Genomic DNA, 18,667 nt, shown 5'->3' on the forward strand with positions numbered 1-18,667 from the left:
CCACGCTACCGGCGACGGGCATGCCGACACGGACGCCAGGCCCGCGCCGCGCCCACGGCGGCGAGCCGTTCCGCCACCAGCAAGGCCAGGCGTCGATCGCGCAGTTCCGGCCGCGGCCGTCCACCCCGGCCCAGCGTGGCCAGGCCGTGCAGTGAGCTCCAGGCGACCTCCGTGCGGGCGCCGAGGCCGGGCGCATCGACGAAGGGCCGGAACATGGCTTCCAGCTCGCCGAAGGCCGCCCGCAGCGGCAGCGGCGCCTCCAGGCCGAAGGTGAGGGCTGTGTTCATCAGGAACAACGCGTCGTAGAGCGACGGATTCGCCACCGCGAAGTCCGAGTAGGCCCGCGCGACCCGCAGCGGCGAGTCCGCGGCGGCATGACGGGCCGGTGCGATGATTTTCCGGCGGCCGCCCCGTCTGCACCATCGAACGCACGACGAGCAAGGAGATCGACCATGGCGACCAAGCCGCACGGCCCCGCTTCCTACTTCCCCTCCATCGAGGCCAAGTACGGCCGCACCATCGAAGAGTGGAAGGCCGCCATGCGCGAGACCGGCTTGGCCGCACACAAGGAACTCGTCGAGTGGCTGAAGACCGAGCACGGTTTCGGGCACGGCCACGCCAACGCCCTCACCCAGCACCATCTGCACCCGGAGAAGTGGGAGTCCTGATCCCGGACGCCACGAAGGGCCCGCAGATCCTGCGGACCCTTCGTCGTGCGCGCGCTATGCCTGGACCAGATCCTTGGTCTCGGATTCCTGCGCCTGCGCGGGCGTCCCGTGGTCGTCGTCGACCATGGTCCGCTCGTCGAACGGCAACTTGCGATCGAGCACTTCGCGCACCCGATCCACGTCGACGGTCTTGGTCCAGGTGCCGATCAGCACCGTGGCGACCGCGTTGCCGGAGAAGTTGGTCAGCGCCCGCGCCTCGGACATGAAGCGGTCGATGCCGACGATCAAGCCGACACCGTCGAGCAACTCGGGCCGATGACTCTGCAATCCGCCCGCCAGCGTGGCCAGTCCCGCGCCGGTGACACCCGCCGCGCCCTTGGACGCGATGATCATGAAGACCAGCAGCCCGAGTTGCTCGCCGATGGACAGCGGCTTGCCCATCGCCTCGGCGATGAACAGCGATGCCATGGTCAGGTAGATGGCGGTGCCGTCCAGGTTGAACGAATAGCCGGTGGGCACAACGACGCCCACGGTGGTGCGCTCGACGCCCATGTGGTCCATCTTCGCGATCAGCCGTGGCAGCGCCGATTCCGACGACGAGGTCGCGACGATCAGCAGGTACTCCCGCGCGAGGTAGCGGACCAGCTTGAAGATCGACACCCGCGACACGCTCCACAGCAGCAGACCGAGCACGCCGAAGACGAAGACCACGCAGGTGAGGTAGAACGCGAGCATCAGCGTGCCCAGCTTCGCCACGGCGTCCAAGCCGGTCTTGCCGACCACGTTGGCGATCGCGCCGAACGCGCCGATCGGCGCCAGCCACAGGATCATCACCAGGATGCGGAACACGAGTTTCTGCAGCAGCGCCACGCCGCGCAGGATCGGCTCGCCCGTCGTGCCCATGGCCTGCACCGCGAATCCGACCAGCAGCGCGACGAACAGCGCCTGCAGCACGTTGCCGGTGGTGAGCGAGGACAGCAGCGTGGACGGCACGATGTTCTGGACGAATTCCCAGGTACCACCCGCGCTGTGCGCGGTATCGGCGAGGTTGTGACCGGCTTTGGCCGAAGTGGCGATGTTCAGTCCCGCGCCGGGTTGCAGCAGGTTGCCGACGACCAGACCGATGCCGAGCGCGATGGTCGACATGACCAGGAAGTAGCCGATGGCCAGTCCGCCCACCTTGCCGACGGTGGCCGCCGCGCGCACCGAGCCGATCCCGAGGACGATGGTGCAGAAGATGACGGGAGCGATCATCATCTTGATGAGATTGACGAAAATGGTTCCCAGCGGGGCGAACGACTGCGCGGCGCCCGGCGCCAGCCAGCCGACGAGGACGCCCGCGACCACCGCCACGATGACGGACAGATAGAGCCAATGGGTGCGGTCGCGCCGCGTTCGAGTCGTGTCGCTCATAGCGAGGATTTCCCTTCGAAAGGTACCGACGCGAAGTGGCTCACGCCTTCCAGGCAGAATGATGGTCGGCCGGGTGATCCCGGTCACTGTTTGGTGCATTACGTTCAGCGGAGGCAGAGCTTGTGAGACGCGGTCGGCTCTCCCTCGCCGGGCAGGCGTTCGTCTTCCAGTTGGTCGTGTTGGCCGTGATGATCGGGATCGGCGTGGTGCTCGCGGTCCTGGACGCCAGGCACGACAGCGACGTCACCACCACCAGGGAGGTCACCGACGTCGCGGTGAGCGTGGCCGACGCGCCCTCGACCATCGACGCGCTGCACAGCGCGGATCCGACGGCGTTGTTGCAGCCGGTGACCGAGGAGATCCGGCGCGAGACCGGCATGGATTTCATCGTGGTCATGGCGCTGGATCGGACCCGCTACACGCACACCAACCCCGCGATGATCGGACTGCCGTTCAGCGGCACCATCGATCGCGCGCTGGCGGGCGAGACGTTCACCGAGACCTTCACCGGCACGCTCGGCCCCTCCATCCGGGCGGTGACTCCGGTCCAGGACCACGGGCGGATCGTCGCTCTGGTCTCCGCGGGCGTGACCCGCGCGAAGATCGGCGACCAGGTCGCTACTCAGTTCCCGCTGATCCTCGGCGTCGCCGCGGCCGGGCTGGCGCTGGCCGCGGGCGGATCGTTCCTGCTGAGCCGCAGGCTGCGCAGGCAGACCCACGGCCTGGCGCCGGACGAGTTGCGCGCGATGTACGAGCACCACGACGCCGTCCTGCATTCGGTGCACGAGGGCCTGGTGGTGTTCGGCGCGTCCGGCGAGGATGCCGAGGTGGTAAACGACGAGGCGCGCCGCCTGCTCGACCTGCCCGCGGGTGACGTGCGGCGCAGCGACCTCCCGCTGTCGCTGCAACGGATGAGCTGGGGCACCGTCCGCGACGAGATGCACGTGACCACCGACCGGATCCTGCTGGTCAACCAGGACACCGTGGAGTGGGAAGGCCGGGCGATCGGCACGGTGATGACCATCCGCGACCACACCGAGTTGCAGGCGGTGATGGGCGAACTCGATTCCGTGCGCAGCTTCGCGGCGTCGTTGCAGGCGCAGGCGCACGAGTCGGCCAACCGGTTGCACACTGTGGTCACCATGGTCGAACTGGGCCGCCACCGCGAGGCCGTCGAGTTCGCCACGGCTGAACTGGAGCTGTCCCAGTCGCTGATCGATCGGTTGTTCGCCGCGGTGGGCGCGCCTGCCCTGGCCGCTCTGCTGCTCGGCAAGGTGAACCAGGCCGCCGAGCGCGGCATCGAGCTGACGATCACCGACGACACCGCGCTCGACTCGGTGGACCCGCTGTCCCCGCACGAAACCGTCACGCTGGTGGGCAATCTCGTCGACAACGCGATCGATGCGGCGGCGGACAGCACCTCCGGCTGGGTGGAGGTCACGCTGCGCCACCAATGGGCGGACGCCCCGGACGAGTCCACGCTCTACATCCGGGTCGCCGACAGCGGCCCCGGCATGTCGGCGGAGACGTTCGCCCGCGCGTCCCAGCGCGGTTATTCGACCAAAGCCGACCACCACGGGCTCGGTCTCGCGCTGGTCCACCGGCTGGTGGCCCGTCACGGGGGAAGCATCCATACCGAACGGGATCCCGAAAGCGCGGTCACCGTGACGATCCCACGAAAGGAGGCACGATGATCCGCGTGCTGATCGTCGAGGACGAGCCGCTGATCGCCGAGGCACACCGCGCCTACGTGGAGCGCATCGCCGGATTCACACCCGTCGGCATCGCCCACACCGGACGCGAGGCGATGCGCGCGGCGGCCGACGCCGCGGCCGAGGGCACGCCGATCGATTTGGTGTTGATGGACATCGGTCTTCCGGACGCCAGCGGCCTCGACGTCGCCGCCGCACTGACCGGCCTGGCGCCGCGCCCGGACGTCATCGCCATCACGTCCGCGCGGGACCTGGCCATGGTGCGCACCGCGGTGTCGCACGGCGTCGTGCTGTATCTGCTGAAGCCGTTCACCTTCGCCGCGTTTCGCGACAAACTGGACCGCTATCGCGAGTTCCGCACCGCGCTCCCTGCCGGGGAGAGCGCCATCTCCCAGCACGACATCGACCGGGCGTTGAGCGCCCTGCGCACCACCGACCAGCGCGCGACGACTCCCAAGGGCGTCGCGCCGCAGACCCTCGACGAGATCTCCCGCACCGTGCGCGCGGCCGAGGCCGAGGGTGTGACGGCCGCGGACACCGCGACCTCGATCGGCGTCTCGCGCATCACCGCATGGCGTTATCTGGAGAAGCTGGCCGACGACGGGTTGGTCGTCCGCCGCTCCGACTACGGCCGGGCCGGGCGCCCGAAGACCCGCTACGTCTGGAAGACCACGGGCTGATCAGACCGGCTCCGGGGCCTGCGCGCGCTGGCCGAGGTGCACCGGCATGCGCTCGTACCCGTGCAGGGTGAACAGCGCGCGCCGCCGCAGCGGACCGTCCAGCCGCAGGTCGGGGAACCGCTCGAACAGGGCTTGCAGGGCGTAGACGCCTTCCATCCTGGCCAAACTCGCGCCCAGGCAGACGTGTACGCCGCTGCTGAACGACAGGTGGTCCTTGGCGTTGTCGCGCCCGACGTCGAAACGTCCTGGATCGGCGAAGACCGCGGGATCGCGGTTGGCGCCCGCCAGCGACAGCACCACTGTGTTGCCCCCGCGCACCCGGACGCCGTCGATCTCGACATCGGTCAGCGCGGTCCGCGCGGTGGTCTGCACCGGGGAGTCGAAACGCAGGATCTCCTCGACGGCGTTCGGCCACAGCTCCGGCGCCTCGCGCAGCCGCTCCAGCTGATCCGGATGGGCCAGCAACTGCGCGACACCGTTGCCGATCAGGTTGACCGTCGTCTCGAAACCGGCGCCCATGAGCAGGCTCGCGGTGGCCTTGAGCGCGTAGGAGTCCAGTTCGCCCGCGGCGACCAGGCTGCTGAGGATGTCCTCGCCCGGCGCGCGACGCAACCGTTCGATGTGCTGGTCGAGGTAGTCGTTCATCACCTCCATGGCCCGCATCGCTTTCCGGTGCGCGTGCCAGGGGATGCCGACGTCCAGCAGGGGCGTCATCTGATCGCCCCAGTCCAGGAACAGCGCCTTGTCCTCGTCCGGGAAGCCGAGCATCTCCGAGATGATCGCTATCGGCACCTGGGCGGCGAACGAGCGGATCAGGTCCGCCGAACCGTGCGCGGGCAGATCGTCCAGCAGTTCCTCGGTGACCGTCTCGACGCGGTCGCGCAGCCTGCGGATCGCGCGCGGGGTGAAGGCCGAGGCCACCGGTTTGCGCATGGCTGTGTGCTCCGGCGGATCGATGACCAGCATCGACGGCGGCTCGACCGGATTCGGCGGCAAGGGGAAGCGTTCGGCGAGCTTCTGCAGCGGCTTGGGAATGTTGAAGCTCTCCGTGGTGCGCACCCCGAAGCGGCTGTCGCGCAGGATGGAGCGGCACAGCTCGTGGTCGAAGGTCGCCCACGCGATCGAGGTGCGCATCAGCCTCGTCTCGCCGCGCAGACGTTCGATCAGCGGATAGGGGTCGTCGAAACCCGCCGGTCCGCCCATCAGTTCGGCGAACGGGTCACCGCGACGCGCCTGCAGGCGCAGAACGAGACGAGGCGCGCCCTGCACGGACAACCAGCGGAACCAATAATGTGGCTTCATAAGTCCAACCCCGTCGTCGTCGCCGATGAGTCCACCGTACGGAACCCGGCCCGCTTGTGGAACGTCCTCAGGTCGGATTCGGCGCTTATACCGTGGTAGGAGCCGCTCAGCCGCGCTGCGCGGTCACCCGCTCCGAGGCGACGCGCCGCTCACGCAGCGCCGGATCCGGGTTGACCACCTGCACCAGCGAAGCGCCCGCGGCCAGCACCGCGAGATATCCGTCGATCAGTTCGGCCGGGGTGTCCCACGGCGTGCTCGACAGCACTCGGTCGCCTTCGGCGAAGCCCTGGCGCATCGCCGATTTCCGCGCCTCGGCGAGCACCTCGGCGACCGGCATGCCGTCCAGCGCGACGCCGGCGCCGCGGGGCAGGAACTGGTCGCCGTGCACGCGCACCGAGGTGGCGAAGTCGGTGACGCCCACCGGCAGGTCGCGCACCGGCGAGCCCATGGCGTCCAGCGACAGGGCCGCGACCTCGCCCGCTCCGTCGGCGTCGTCCAGGCGGTCCGGGGTGACCAGGGCCAGATCGGCGTCCCGGTCCGGATGCAACACCACCTCGGTGCCCGCCCACCAGCAGCCCAGCAGCACCGCGGCGGTCTGCCAGTGCGCGGGGAGCAGGACGGCGACCCGCGCGCCCGGGCTCAGGCCGAACTCGTCGCGAATCAAGTTGGCGGTCTTGGCCGCCCAATTCGCCAGCGTCGCGCCGGACAGCTCGATGCGCGCGCCGGTGGCGTCGTCGTAGTAGGTGACGCGCGGGCCCGCGGGTTCGCGGGCGAGGATGGGATCGAGCACCGCTTCGGTGAGAGTATGTGCCTGGTCGATGTCACGCATGGTTCAGTTCACGCATTTCGGTCCGTTCTGGCCTGCGTCGATCGGTGGAGCGGGCGGGACTGGTGTGGCCGCGGTCGACGTTCCGGACAGGTCGAACATCCGGCTCGCCGACGAGCCCGGACCAGAATAGTCGCTCGCCAGCACGACACTCACCGAATCCGGGGACAGAGCCGGATCGGCGAGCACCGTCAGCCCGCCGAGCGCCTTGGCGACCGCCTGCGCCTTCGGACTGGAGGTGTCCGCCGCGAGCACGCGGCTGCCGGTGACGTGGCCGCCGCTGTAGTTGGACACCGTGCCTTGACGGAAGCCCTTGGCGCTCAAGGCCTGCGCGACCTCGGCCGCGAGTCCGCCGATGCCGCCCGCGTTGTAGACGCTGACCGTCACGGTCGCCGGATCGAACCCCGGCTCGGCGTTGCGCGGGGCCGGGTCGCCGCCGACCAGCGAGGCGACGTAGGACTTGACCGCCTTGGGCTCGACCTTGACCACGGATTCACCGTTGCCGGTTTCGCCGTTGAGGTCGGCGACCGGAATGGTCTCGAATTTCACCTGCCCGCCGGACAGATCCTTCAACCGCTGCAGGAACGCCAGCACGTCCCAGTCCTCGTCGAGCACGATCGTCCGGCCCACCGCGTCGCTGAGTTGCTGGAGCTTGGCCGGGTTGCCGAGCATCTTCGCGCTGAGCAATTGCTGCACCAGCTGTGCCATGAATACCTGCTGGCGCACGATGCGGTCGATGTCGCCGCGCGGCAGATCGTGGCGTTGGCGCACGAAACTCAACGCTCGCGGCCCGTCCAGGCGCTGGCGTCCGGCGGGGAACTTGGCGCCGGACATCCACTCGTCGACCGGGTTCCGCAGACATACCTCGACGCCGCCGACGGCATCGGTGAGCAGCGCGAAGCCGAGCAGGCTCACCTCGGCGTAGTGATCGACGGTGATACCGGTGAGCCCGGCCACCGTCTTGATCAGCGCCTGCCTGCCCGCCTGGGTGGACTGCCGCTCCGCGTCGGCGTTCGAGACGCCCTGGTCGAGGAGCTTCTGGAACTGTGCCGCCTTGGTCGCGCCGTAGGCGGAATTGATCTTGCCCATGCCGAGGCCGGGAATGCTGACGTAGGAATCGCGCGGGATCGAGATCGCGGTGGCCGAGCGTCCGTCGTTCGGCACGCGCAGCAGCACGATGGTGTCGGTGTTGGTGCCGACCTCGTCGCCCGCGTGCAGCATCGCGCGCTCGGCGTCCGACAGCGGGTTGCCGTGCGCGTCGGTACGACTGTCCACACCGACCAGCAGGATGTCCACCGCGCCGTCGCGACCGCCGCCGAGGCCCAGATCGCCGAGACGCTCGATGTCGGCCACAAGACCGTCGACGCTGTGCCAGGCGAAACCGGTGAGCACCAGCACGATCACGGCGGCGGCCACAGCGAGCGAGCGCAGCGGCCCGAAGGCCCGGTCGCCGGGCCCGGTCGCCCGCGACGCCGCCGATGTGCCCCTCCGCTGCGACAAGTCCGCATCCTCTCGCCGAAACTCGGTGTCCTGGCGACGCGTGCGCAACCGATCCGCCACCATGGTTACCGCTCGCCCCGCCCGGTTTCGGGATCCCCCGATAGCACAAGGCTATCGAACGGCGGGCGCGAACGGCCGCAACCGAGGACGTGGCGGCGTGCCAGACTTGCGCCCGTGACCGACCCCACCGCGCCCGACTCCACCGCGTCCGCTCGCCTCGTCGTCATGGGCGCGCACGGGCAGGTGGGCCGGGAACTGCGTCGTCTCGCTCCGGCCGCCAGCGGCTACGGGCGCCCCGAACTCGACATCACCGACCCCGCCGCCGTGCGCGCGGTGCTCACGCCCGGCGACGTGGTGCTGAACTGCGCCGCCTACACCGCCGTCGACCTGGCCGAAACCGAAACCGAGGCGGCGTACGCGGGCAACGCCACCGGACCGGCCGTGCTCGCCGACGTCTGCGCCGACCTCGGTGCCCGGCTGATCCATCTGTCCACCGATTACGTCTTCCCAGGTACCCAGGATCGGCCGTACGACACAGCCGATGTGACCGGACCGACGTCGGTCTACGGGGCGTCCAAGCTCGCCGGGGAACAGGCGGTGCTGAGCCGCTGCCCGGACGCGCACGTGGTGCGCACCGCGTGGGTATACACCGGGCGCGGCGGCGATTTCGTCGCCACGATGCTGCGGCTGGAGCGCGAACGCGACACGGTCGACGTCGTCGACGACGAGGTCGGCTCGCCCACCTACGCCGCCGACCTGGCCGTCGCGCTGCTGGAATTGGCGGGCAGGCCGGACGCGCCGCGGGTGCTGCACGCCACCAACGCCGGGCGGGCCAGCCGATTCGAGCTCGCCCGAGCGGTGTTCGCCGGTGTCGGCGCCGATCCGGGGCGCGTCCGTCCGTGCGACTCCTCCGCCTTCCCCAGACCCGCACGCCGCCCGGCGTTTTCGGTGCTCTCGCCGCGGGCCTGGAACGACGCCGGGCTCACGCCGCTGCGGGATTGGCGGACCGCGTTGGGAGACGCGCTGGCGCGGCAGGCCGATTGAGGCGTACCTCCGCCTTCATTCCGGTCATGCGGGCTGATGGACGGCACCTGGCTCCGTCCGCCAGGCGTACCCCGCCTTCGCGGCATGCCGAGCCATCGACGGACGGGTCGAGCTGCGCGCGTTGGGCCTACCTCCGCTGTCACTCCGACCACGCGCAGGCTGTCGACCGACGATGTCCGGCTGCGCCCGTCGGGCGTACTCTCGCACCCCGGTCATGCGCAGATCGTCTCCCGCAGCGCTCGTCAGGGGTCTGCGCTTTCATTCCGGCCACGCGCAGGGTATCGCCCCGAGGATGTCCCGCTGCGCCGGCCGGGCGGGCCTCCGCTCGACACACGACGCGCGCTCGCCTGTCCGGCATCCTCCACCTCGGCTGCGGACGAGCGCGAGCCATCGACGGACGGCTTGCGGTTGCGCCCGTTAAGGTTGGCTGTCGTGAGTGATTCCGAATCCGCCGCGCCCGCGGGCCTGGCCGTCGTCACGGTGACCTACTCGCCGGGTGAGCACCTAGAGCACTTCATCAGCACTCTAGCCGGGGCCACCGCCGAGAAGCCTCAGGTGATCCTCGCCGACAACGGGTCGGTCGACGGTGTGCCGGAGCTGGTCGCCGAGGCCAATTCGCACGTGCGGCTGCTGCGCACCGGCGGCAACATCGGTTACGGCGGCGCGATCAACCGGGCGGTCGCGGAGATCGATCCGGCGATCGAATTCGTCGTGATCGCCAACCCGGATATCCGCTGGGGCACCGATTCCATCGACAAACTGCTCGCCGCCGCCAAGCGCTGGCCGCGCGCGGGCGCGCTCGGTCCGCTGGTGCTGGAGCCGGACGGCAGCGTGTACCCGTCGGCCCGCCGGGTGCCCGGCCTGCTCGACGGCGCCGGACACGCGATCCTGGGCACGGTGTGGAAGTCCAACCCGTGGACCCGCAGGTACCGGCAGGAGAACGAGGAGATCTCCGAGCGAGCCGTCGGCTGGCTGTCGGGGTCGTGCCTGCTGGTGCGGCGCGCGGCGTTCGACTCGATCGACGGTTTCGACTCGCGCTACTTCATGTACATGGAGGACGTCGACTTCGGCGACCGGATGGGCAAGGCGGGTTGGCACAACGTTTTCGTGCCGGACGCCGAGGTAACCCATGCCAAAGGTCACGCAGCGGGCCGCCATCCCGAAGTGATGCTGCCCGCCCACCATGCCAGCGCCTACCGGTTCCAGGCCGACCGGCATCCGCACTGGTGGCAGGCTCCGCTGCGGTTGGCGCTGCGGGCCGGACTTGCGGTCCGCTCGCGGATTGCGGTTCGATCTGCCCTGCGCCAGCAGGCGCGCGACGCCGGGTAACCGGCGACGGCGGCGAGAAACGACCTTGTGAACAGGGGAGCTTGATGGCAGGAAATACAGGCACCGACGCGGTGATCCTGGTCGGCGGGCAGGGCACGCGGCTGCGGCCGCTGACCCTTTCGGCGCCCAAGCCGATGCTGCCGACGGCCGGGCTCCCGTTCCTGACCCATCTGCTCGCCCGTATCGCCGAGGCCGGGATCACGCACGTGGTGCTGGGCACGTCGTTCAAGGCCGAAGTGTTCGAGGAACACTTCGGCGACGGCTCCGAGCTGGGCTTGGAGATCGAGTACGTCACCGAGACCGAGCCGCTCGGCACCGGCGGCGCGATCCGCAACGTGCTGCCCAAGCTGCGCGCGGACAACGTGATGGTGTTCAACGGCGACGTGCTCGGCGGAACCGACCTCGGCGCGGTGCTCGACACCCATGAGTCGACTCGCGCCGACGTGACGCTGCACCTGGTCCGGGTCAGCGACCCGCGCGCGTTCGGTTGCGTGCCCACCGACGAGGACGGCCGGGTCACCGCGTTCCTGGAGAAGACCCAGGATCCGCCGACCGATCAGATCAACGCCGGGTGCTACGTCTTCCGCCGGGAGTACATCGAGAAGATCCCGGCGGGGCGTCCGGTGTCGGTGGAGCGCGAGGTGTTCCCTGCGCTGTTGACCGAGGGCGCCCGCGTCCAGGGGTACGTCGACGCTTCCTACTGGCGCGACATGGGCACGCCCGAGGACTTCGTGCGTGGCTCCGCCGATCTGGTGCGCGGCATCGCACCCTCCCCCGCCCTGCCGGGGCAGCGCGGTGAATCGCTGGTGCATCCCGGCGCGGGTGTCGCTCCGGGTGCGGTGCTCATCGGCGGCACGGTCGTCGGCCGCGGCGCCGAGATCGGCGCGGGCGCGCGCCTGGACGGCGCGGTCGTCTTCGACGGCGCGGTGATCGAGGCGGGCGCGACGGTGGAGCGCACCATCATCGGCTTCGGGGCGCGCATCGGCCCCCGCGCGCTGGTCCGCGACGGCGTCATCGGAGACGGCGCGAACATCGGCGCCCGCTGCGAACTGCTGCGCGGCGCTCGCGTCTGGCCCGGCGTGGAGATTCCCGACGGCGGCATCCGCTTCTCCACCGACGTCTGAGGCGCTCACGCTCGCCGGGTGCCCGATCGACCTGGCATCCGGCGGCGGCGCGATCGGGCTGGTGTTGCCGCCACTTCCGGCGCCTGCCGACGGCGCGGACGACCCGAATTCGCGTGCTGCGCGAAGAACCTCTGCTAGGAGAACCCGACGGCTTGCTGTCCCCAGGCGGTGTGCAGGTCGCGGTCGGGGTCGTCGACCACGCGATCGACGCCGTCGATGAGCAGTGTGGCGCGGTCGCCCAGGCGATACGGCCGCCAGTGTTTGGAGCCGTCGAGCGCGGCGGGGACGCCGTGCGCGGCGAAGGCCAGCCAGCGGCGCATCACGCGCCCGGAGACCTCCATGGCCGCTTTGCGGCCGCCGAGCCAGAAGGTCGGATCGAGGTTCAGTGTCCCGAAATTGCCGAAGACGTAAGGCAATTCGGTGGCGTGACCGGCGCCGACGCGGGCGGCCCTCAGCATCGGGGTCGCGTAGTCGAAGCGGTACATCCAGGTGGGCGAGTGCTCGGCGTGACCGTCGGCCACCCAGTGCGCCGGCATCCGGAACGCCGCGTCGGTGGACATCGCCAGCGCCCCGCGCGCCTTGTTCAGGTCCGGGTAGGCCGAGGTGATCTCGGCGATGCGCTCCGCGGACATCTCCGGGTGGCTCGCCGCGACGTCGCGCAGCATCGCGTTCACCGCGTCCGGCGTCACCGGCATGATCGGCGAGCGCAGCAGCCGGAACAGCGACGCCTCGTCCTTGTTGGTGCCGATGATCAACGGCACCCGGTGCGACTGTCCGCGCTGGAACCGGTCGATCGGGTAAGTCGGCAGCAGATCGCCGTCGACCACGGGCGCGGCCGCAAGTCGGCCCGGCTCCTTCAGCGGTATCTCGTCGAGCAGGACCCCCGCCGCCGCCACGATCCGCTCGATCGGGCAGTCCAGCAGCTCTTCGGCCCTGGTCGCGGGCAGCTCGATCAGCTCGAGGAACCGCTGCGCCACCGTCGCGGCCCGTTCCTGCCCGAACACCGTCGTAGCGGGCGGGCTCTGCGCGATCGCCCGGTGGAACAGCCCGGCGGCGCGGGGGGCGGTCAGCAGCGCGGTGACGCAACCCGCGCCGGAGGACTCGCCGAAGAGCGTGACGTTGCCGGGATCGCCGCCGAACGCGGCGATGTTGTCGCGTACCCACTCCAGTGCGGCGATCTGGTCGCGCAGGCCGAGGTTCGGCGCGAAGTCGTCGCCGAGCGAGGACAGGTCGAGGAAGCCGAGCGCACCGAGCCGATAGTTGACCCCGACGACCACGACGTCACCGGCCGCGGCCAGCTTGCGCCCGTCGTAGATCTGCTGCGCGGCGGTGCCCAGGCAGTACGCGCCGCCGTGCAGCCAGACCAGCACCGGGCGCGGCTCGGTGTCCGGGCCACGGGTGGGATCGCCCGTCTCCGGCCGCGGTGACCAGACGTTGAGCCACAGACAGTCCTCGCCCATGGCCAGGCCGGAGTCGACGGGGACCATGGTGCCCATCGTCTGCGGCGCGATCTGCCCGAAAGCGGTGCAGTCGCGCACCCCGTCCCAAGGCTGCGGGGCCCGTGGCGGAGCGAATCTGGCCGGACCGGTGGGAGCCGCCGCGTAGGGGATGCTGCGCCAGACCGACACCGGCCCTTCGCGCACACCACGCACGTCGCCGTAGGCCGTTCGCGCGATGGGCTCGGCCGAACCGTCGGGACCGGGCACCGCCTCGGAGAACTGAGCGCGCATCGCAGACCTCCTCATACTTCTTTTTCGAGAGTACGTCGAAGATCAGTACGAGAGCGTCGCGATGCCGTGACATTGCCGCGTCGACTCCCATTCATCCGCTGTTCAGGCCCCTGGCCGGCGCCGCGGTGTCGAATCGGTCACCGAGCGCAGGCACCCACCGCCACCTGGGGATAGCCAGGAGAATGCTCCTGCTGTCACGGTGGCGCGGGATCAGGTCGCGGCCTCCGATTCCCGGTCACCGACCGACGCCGTGTCGTCGCCGACGTACGCGGCCCACAAGCGGCGATACGGCCCGTCCTCGCCGAGCAGTTGCGCGTGCGTGCCGGTCTGCAACAGCCGCCCCTCGCCCACCACCGCGATGAGATCCGCGTCCGCGGCGGTGGCGAGCCGGTGCGCGACCACGATGGTCGTGCGCCCGGCGGTGAGCACGTCCACCGCGGCCCGCACCCTGGCCTCGGTCGCCAGATCCAGCGAGGCGGTGGCCTCGTCCAGGATCAGGATGTCCGGCTCGACGAGCTGGGCCCGCGCGAGCGCGAGCAGCTGGCGCTGGCCCGCCGACATGCTGCGTCCGTGGTCGCCGGTGGGCTGGTAGTACCCGTGCTCCAGCGCGGCGATCATCTCGTGCGCGCCGACTGCCCGCGCCGCCCACTCGATGTCGGCGGGCGTGGCCTCCGGCTTGCCGTACGAGATTGCCGCGCGCACGGTGTCGCCGAACAGGAACGGTTCCTGCGGGACCACGCCGAGCCGCTTGCGATACTCGCGCAAGCGATAGTCGCGCACGTCGACGCCGTCGACCAGCACCGCGCCCTCGGTCGGGTCGTAGAACCTGGCCAGCAGCTTCACCAGCGTCGACTTGCCCGCGCCCGTCTCGCCGACCAGCGCCACCTTCTGCCCCGGCTCGATGCGCAGATCGATGCCGGAGAGCACCGGCTCGGCGCGGGTCTCGTAGGTGAATCCGACTCCGCGCAACTCGATCGCACCGTTCAGGCGGGTCACCGGACGCGCGTCGGCGGCGTCCGGGGTGGCGACCGGCGTGCGCAGCAGTTCGCCGAGCCGATCGACGCCGACCACGGCCTGCTGGTAGCTGTCGAAGACCTGGGACAGCTGCTGGATCGGCGCGAACAGCAGATCCACGTAGAGCAGGAAGGCGATGAGCGTGCCCGCGGTGAGCACGGCCTCGCGCACCTGGTGCACGCCCACCGCGAGCACCGCAGCCGTGGCCACCACGGACATGAACTCGATGAACGGGAAGAACACGGCCATCAGGATCTGGCTGCGCAGGCGCGCGTCGCGATAGTCCCAGGACCGCCGCTCGAACTCGGCCCGGTTGCGCTCCTCGCGCCGGTAGGCCTGGGTGACCTTGATGTTGTCGACGTTCTCCTGCAGGTAGGCGTTGACGATGCTGACCCGCTCGCGTGCGAGGTTGTAGGCGGGCACCGACGCGCGCCGGAACGCCGCCGTCGAGATCACCAGCAGCGGGAGCAGCGCGAGTACCACCAGCGCCAGCCGCGCGTCGATGACCAGCAGTGCGATCACCACGCCCGCGATGGTCACCGTGCTGGTGAGCGCGGTGGCCAGGCCGGTTTGCAGGAACGCGGAGAGCCCGTCGACGTCGGTGGTCATCCTGGTCATGATCCGGCCGCCGAGTTCGCGCTCGTAGTACTGCAAGCCGAGCCGTTGCAACTGCGCGAAGGTCTTCACTCGCAGGCCGTACAGCAGCCGTTCGCCCGCGCGACCGGTGACCCGCACCTGCGCGACGCTGATCGCCCAGTCCACCGCGACCACGAGCAGCGCGAGCGCCGCCGCGACCAGCAGCACGTCGCGCGCGCCGGCCAGGACGCCGTGGTCGATGCCGTAACGCACCAGGAAGGGAATCAGCACCTGCGCCAGGGCGTCGAGCCCCACCAGACCGAGCCCGGCCAGCAACGGCGCCGCGAACGGCCGCAGCAGCCGCGGCAGCGAGAACTCCGGATCCGGTGTGTGCGAGAAGGTTTCGGAGACCTCCGGTTCACCGGTCAGCGCGGGAAGGCGGTCGATCAGCTCCTGCACGTCACCGCTGGGCGGCGCGGCGGCGAGCATCCCCGGCCCCGCCGCCCGGCCCGCTCCGGCAGGAGCACCGGCGGCACGCTGGGAGAACGCCTTCGCCACCTGCTCCAGGGTGCGTGCGCCGTCATCATCGTCCCCGGCGGGCTCGACCCACAGCGGGGAGGTCGGCGCCTCGGGCCGAGCGAGCCCGGCGTCCACGCCGATGCCCGTGACCTCCGGCGGGGTGAACAGCGCGCGGAACAACTCGCCGGAGTGTTGCAGATCGCGCAGCGTGCCCAGTTCCGCCACCCGGCCGTCGTCGAGCACGGCCACCCGGTCGGCGAGCGCCAGGGTGGACAGGCGATGCGCGACGACGATGGTGGTACGCCCGCGCACCTCGGCCGCGATCCTGGCGTAGATCTGTTCCTCGACCTGCGCGTCGATGGCCGAGGTGGCGTCGTCGAGAACCAGGATGGGCGCGTCGGTGAGCAGCGCGCGGGCCAGCGCGATGCGCTGCCGCTGTCCGCCGGACAGCCGCTGCCCGCGCTCGCCGATCCTGGTATCCAGTCCCTCGGGCAGTGTCCGCACGAACCCGTCGGCCGCGGCGAGATACAAGGCGTGCCAGACCTCTTCGTCCGTGGCCGCCGGGCGTCCATAGGCCACGTTGGCCCGGATGCTGTCGGCCATCAGGTGGGTGTCCTCGAACACCATCGCCACTTGGTCGCGGGCGTCGGACAGGTAGCGGATGTCGACGCCGTCGAACAGGACGGCCCCGGCGTCCGGGTCGACCAGCCGCGGAAGCAACTGCACCAATGTCGATTTGCCGCTGCCCGCCCCGCCCGCGATCGCCATGGTCTCGCCCGGCTCTACGGTCAGTTCCAGCCCGTCGAGCACCCGGGAGCGGTCGAAACCGAAACCGACGCCGCGGAACTCGACGCGCGGGGGCGTACTGCCGCGCACCGTCTCGACCTGGGGACGTTCCACCGGCGTCGGCGCCTCGATCACCTCGCGCACCCGGTCCAGCGACGCCTTGCCCTGCTGGCTGACCGTCAGCAGCATGGCGAACTGCCGGATCGGGCTGACGAACGAGCCGAGATAGGTCATGAACGCCAAGAAGGTGCCCAGCGTGATGGACTGCGACAGCGCCAGCAGCCCGCCCGCGATCAGGATCAGCGCCTGTCCCGCCGCGGGCACGGCCTGCATCGCCGGGGTGAACCGGCTGGTGATGCGCGCGACGCGCAGCCGGGAACGGTACAGCTCCCGTGCCTTGGCGGCCAATCCGTCGAGCTCGTGCCGTTCCTGGCCGAACCCCTTCACCACTCGCACCCCGGCGACCGCGGCCTCCACCCGCATCGCCACCTCGGCGGCGCGGGCCTGCGCGTCCCAGTTGGCCGGGAAGAGTTTGCGCTGGCTGCGCCGGGTGATGATCCACAAGGCGGGAACCACGAGCAGCGCGATCACGGTCAGGGCGGGCGACATCAGGGTCATCAGGGTCAGCGCACCGGCGAGCAGCACCACATTGCCCGCCACCATGGGAATGAGCTGCACGAACATCTGGATCAGCGTGACGTCGGTGATCGCCCGGCTGACCACCTGACCGGTCCGCAGGTCCGCCTGCTCGCGGCCGTCCAGCCGCAGCAGCGCGGCGAACAGGTCCCGGCGCAGATCGTGCTGCACACCCAGCGACAGCTGGGACGACGCCACCCGGCGCGTGAACGACGACCCGAATCGCGCCGCGCCGACGACCAGCAGCAGCGCCGCCCACGGCGCCACCGACGCCGCGGTGGTGGTGAGCGTGTCCACCACGTGCCGCACGATGAGGGGCAGCACCGCCGTCAGCAGCGCCGCCGCGAGCGCACCGGCGCCCGCGGCCACGACCAGGCGGCGGTGCTCGAGACAGCGGCGCGTCAGGTACCGGATCCATCCCGGCTGGGACGGATCCGGTTGAACCGAGCTCATCGGGCGACCACGAGCGCATCCGCGGTGTCGTACTGGTTGGCCGGCCGGTCCAGGCCGTAGTGTCCACGCAGGGTGGTCTCGGTGTACTCGGTGCGGAACAGCCCGCGCTGCTGCAGGATCGGCACCACCTGGTCGACGAAGCGCTCCAGTCCCGAGGGCAGCACGGCAGGCATGATGTTGAACCCGTCGGCGGCGCCCTCCCGGAACCAGTGCTCGATGGTGTCGGCCACCTGTTCGGGCGTGCCCGCGAAGGTGCGGTGCCCGCGGCCGCCGCCGAGCCGCCCGATCAGCTGACGCAGCGTGAGTCGTTCGCGCCGGGCGAGGTTCACGATGAGCGTGAACCGGCTCTTGGCGCCCTGGATCTCGTCCTCGGTGGGCAGATCCTCCGGCAGTTCGCTGTCCAGGTCGAGTTGCTCGATCGGGAGTTTGAAGTGCGCGGCCAGCTGGCGGCGCGCGTACTCCGGCGAGATCAGGCGCTCGAGTTCGGCGTCGAGTTCGCGTGCCTGTTCCTCGGTGTCGCCGATGACGGGGACGATGCCGGGCAGGATCTTGATCGTCTCCGGGTCACGGCCCAGCGCGACCGCGCGCTGCTTGAGATCGGTGTAGAACGCCTTGCCGTCCTCGAGCGTCTGCTGCGCGGTGAACACCGCTTCCGCGTAGCGGGCGGCGAAGTTCTTGCCGTCCTCCGAGGAGCCGGCCTGCACCAGCACCGGGTAGCCCTGCGGCGAGCGCGGCACGTTCAACGGACCGTCGACCTTGAAGAACTCGCCGTGGTGGCCGATCTTGCGAACCTTGCTCGCGTCGGTGTGGATGCCGAGGCCCTTGTCCGCGACGATCGCGTCGTCGTCCCAGCTGTCCCACAGCTTGGTGGCCACGTCGACGAACTCGGCGGCTTTCTCGTAACGCAGCTGGTGGTCCGGGGTGTCGTCCAGACCGAAGTTGCGCGCGGCGTCGGCGCCCGCGGTGGTGACGATGTTCCAGCCGACCCGGCCGTTGCTCACCCAGTCCACCGAGGAGAACCGGCGTGCCAGGTTGTAGGGATCGTTGTAGCTGGTGGACGCGGTGGCGATCAGGCCGATCCGGCTGGTCTGCACGGCCACCGCGGTGAGGATCACGGTCGGCTCCAGCTTGCCGCTCGGCCTGCGGCCGGGATCGCCCATCAGCACCGGGCTGTCGGCGAAGAAGATCGAGTCCAGCTTGCCGCGCTCGGCGGTGCGGGCCAGCTCGACGTAGTAGTTGATGTCGGTGTGCGCGTACGGATCGCTTTCCGGCAGCCGCCAGGCCGCCTCGTGGTGTCCCACCGACATCAGGAAGGCGTTGAGGTGCAGTTGTTTACCGGACATGGTCGGGTCCTT

The 18,667-nt window shown here is 70.3% G+C and carries 14 protein-coding genes; 6 read left to right on the forward strand and 8 right to left on the reverse strand.

All coding sequences use genetic code 11. The features are described 5' to 3' along the window. Window positions 1-5: 5 nt before the first annotated feature. Window positions 6-470 (reverse strand): TetR-like C-terminal domain-containing protein, encoded by a 465-nt coding sequence (locus AB0L97_RS22315; RefSeq protein ID WP_364432514.1) that lies wholly within the window; start codon window positions 468-470, stop codon window positions 6-8. Here AB0L97_RS22315 and AB0L97_RS22320 point away from each other — a divergent pair. Beyond that, the gene (locus AB0L97_RS22320) at window positions 453-668 is read left to right on the forward strand and encodes a DUF4287 domain-containing protein (RefSeq protein WP_364432517.1); all 216 of its coding nucleotides are present in this window, start codon (window positions 453-455) and stop codon (window positions 666-668) included. The two genes, AB0L97_RS22315 and AB0L97_RS22320, sit on opposite strands and share 18 nt — an antisense overlap. 54 nt (window positions 669-722) lie before the next feature. Here AB0L97_RS22320 and AB0L97_RS22325 read toward each other — a convergent pair whose 3' ends face one another. Next, window positions 723-2,081: a cation:dicarboxylase symporter family transporter gene (locus AB0L97_RS22325; RefSeq protein ID WP_356967327.1), complete on the reverse strand. Its 1,359-nt coding sequence runs from the start codon at window positions 2,079-2,081 to the stop codon at window positions 723-725. A 122-nt stretch (window positions 2,082-2,203) separates the two neighbouring features. Between AB0L97_RS22325 and AB0L97_RS22330 the strand changes: the two genes are divergently transcribed. Further along, on the forward strand, window positions 2,204-3,775 hold the full coding sequence (locus tag AB0L97_RS22330) for an ATP-binding protein (RefSeq protein WP_355077170.1): 1,572 nt from the start codon (window positions 2,204-2,206) through the stop codon (window positions 3,773-3,775). Then, on the forward strand, window positions 3,772-4,473 hold the full coding sequence (locus AB0L97_RS22335; protein WP_355077172.1) for a response regulator: 702 nt from the start codon (window positions 3,772-3,774) through the stop codon (window positions 4,471-4,473). The genes AB0L97_RS22330 and AB0L97_RS22335 overlap by 4 nt, the downstream gene beginning before the upstream one ends. On the opposite strand, the gene AB0L97_RS22340 is transcribed toward AB0L97_RS22335, so the two are convergent. From AB0L97_RS22340 to AB0L97_RS22350, 3 genes are all read right to left on the reverse strand, one after another. Continuing rightward, window positions 4,474-5,775, reverse strand: a complete 1,302-nt coding sequence (locus tag AB0L97_RS22340; RefSeq protein ID WP_364432523.1) for a cytochrome P450 — start codon at window positions 5,773-5,775, stop codon at window positions 4,474-4,476. Window positions 5,776-5,881: 106 nt separating this feature from the next. Next, on the reverse strand, window positions 5,882-6,604 hold the full coding sequence (locus AB0L97_RS22345) for a TIGR03089 family protein (RefSeq protein WP_356967321.1): 723 nt from the start codon (window positions 6,602-6,604) through the stop codon (window positions 5,882-5,884). 3 nt (window positions 6,605-6,607) lie between these two features. Further along, window positions 6,608-8,032 carry an LCP family protein gene (locus AB0L97_RS22350; protein WP_356967408.1) on the reverse strand — a complete coding sequence of 475 codons (1,425 nt, stop codon included), beginning with the start codon at window positions 8,030-8,032 and terminating at the stop codon, window positions 6,608-6,610. Window positions 8,033-8,326: 294 nt separating this feature from the next. Here AB0L97_RS22350 and rfbD point away from each other — a divergent pair, with 294 nt between their 5' ends. The 3 genes from rfbD to AB0L97_RS22365 all read left to right on the forward strand — a co-directional run bounded on the left by rfbD (window position 8,327) and on the right by AB0L97_RS22365 (window position 11,598). Continuing rightward, window positions 8,327-9,145 (forward strand): dTDP-4-dehydrorhamnose reductase, encoded by an 819-nt coding sequence (gene rfbD, locus AB0L97_RS22355; RefSeq protein WP_364432706.1) that lies wholly within the window; start codon window positions 8,327-8,329, stop codon window positions 9,143-9,145. Between the two features lie 432 nt (window positions 9,146-9,577). After that, window positions 9,578-10,474, forward strand: coding sequence for a glycosyltransferase family 2 protein (locus AB0L97_RS22360; protein WP_355077177.1), 897 nt, complete (start codon window positions 9,578-9,580; stop codon window positions 10,472-10,474). 44 nt (window positions 10,475-10,518) lie between these two features. Continuing rightward, on the forward strand, window positions 10,519-11,598 hold the full coding sequence (locus tag AB0L97_RS22365) for an NDP-sugar synthase (RefSeq protein WP_356967317.1): 1,080 nt from the start codon (window positions 10,519-10,521) through the stop codon (window positions 11,596-11,598). A 134-nt stretch (window positions 11,599-11,732) separates the two neighbouring features. On the opposite strand, the gene AB0L97_RS22370 is transcribed toward AB0L97_RS22365, so the two are convergent. From AB0L97_RS22370 to AB0L97_RS22380, 3 genes are all read right to left on the reverse strand, one after another. Continuing rightward, entirely contained in the window at window positions 11,733-13,328 is a 1,596-nt protein-coding gene (locus AB0L97_RS22370; protein ID WP_364432528.1) for a carboxylesterase/lipase family protein, read from the reverse strand. A gap of 210 nt (window positions 13,329-13,538) precedes the next feature. After that, window positions 13,539-17,312: an ABC transporter ATP-binding protein gene (locus tag AB0L97_RS22375; protein ID WP_364432531.1), complete on the reverse strand. Its 3,774-nt coding sequence runs from the start codon at window positions 17,310-17,312 to the stop codon at window positions 13,539-13,541. Beyond that, window positions 17,309-18,655 carry an LLM class flavin-dependent oxidoreductase gene (locus AB0L97_RS22380; RefSeq protein ID WP_355077185.1) on the reverse strand — a complete coding sequence of 449 codons (1,347 nt, stop codon included), beginning with the start codon at window positions 18,653-18,655 and terminating at the stop codon, window positions 17,309-17,311. The genes AB0L97_RS22375 and AB0L97_RS22380 overlap by 4 nt, the downstream gene beginning before the upstream one ends. Window positions 18,656-18,667 lie beyond the last annotated feature (12 nt).

Origin of the sequence: Nocardia sp. NPDC051911, from assembly GCF_040681035.1 — a bacterium.
Taxonomy (GTDB): Bacteria; Actinomycetota; Actinomycetes; order Mycobacteriales; family Mycobacteriaceae; genus Nocardia; species Nocardia sichangensis.

Excerpts from the sequence above, each read along its gene's own strand:
- AB0L97_RS22320 (WP_364432517.1), top strand. The coding sequence starts at position 453 with ATGGCGACCAAGCCGCACGGCCCCGCTTCCTACTTCCCCTCCATCGAG.
- AB0L97_RS22325 (WP_356967327.1), bottom strand. The coding sequence starts at position 2,081 with ATGAGCGACACGACTCGAACGCGGCGCGACCGCACCCATTGGCTCTAT.
- AB0L97_RS22335 (WP_355077172.1), top strand. The coding sequence starts at position 3,772 with ATGATCCGCGTGCTGATCGTCGAGGACGAGCCGCTGATCGCCGAGGCA.
- AB0L97_RS22340 (WP_364432523.1), bottom strand. The coding sequence starts at position 5,775 with ATGAAGCCACATTATTGGTTCCGCTGGTTGTCCGTGCAGGGCGCGCCT.
- AB0L97_RS22345 (WP_356967321.1), bottom strand. The coding sequence starts at position 6,604 with ATGCGTGACATCGACCAGGCACATACTCTCACCGAAGCGGTGCTCGAT.
- rfbD (WP_364432706.1), top strand. The coding sequence starts at position 8,327 with ATGGGCGCGCACGGGCAGGTGGGCCGGGAACTGCGTCGTCTCGCTCCG.
- AB0L97_RS22365 (WP_356967317.1), top strand. The coding sequence starts at position 10,519 with ATGGCAGGAAATACAGGCACCGACGCGGTGATCCTGGTCGGCGGGCAG.
- AB0L97_RS22370 (WP_364432528.1), bottom strand. The coding sequence starts at position 13,328 with ATGCGCGCTCAGTTCTCCGAGGCGGTGCCCGGTCCCGACGGTTCGGCC.
- AB0L97_RS22375 (WP_364432531.1), bottom strand. The coding sequence starts at position 17,312 with ATGAGCTCGGTTCAACCGGATCCGTCCCAGCCGGGATGGATCCGGTAC.
- AB0L97_RS22380 (WP_355077185.1), bottom strand. The coding sequence starts at position 18,655 with ATGTCCGGTAAACAACTGCACCTCAACGCCTTCCTGATGTCGGTGGGA.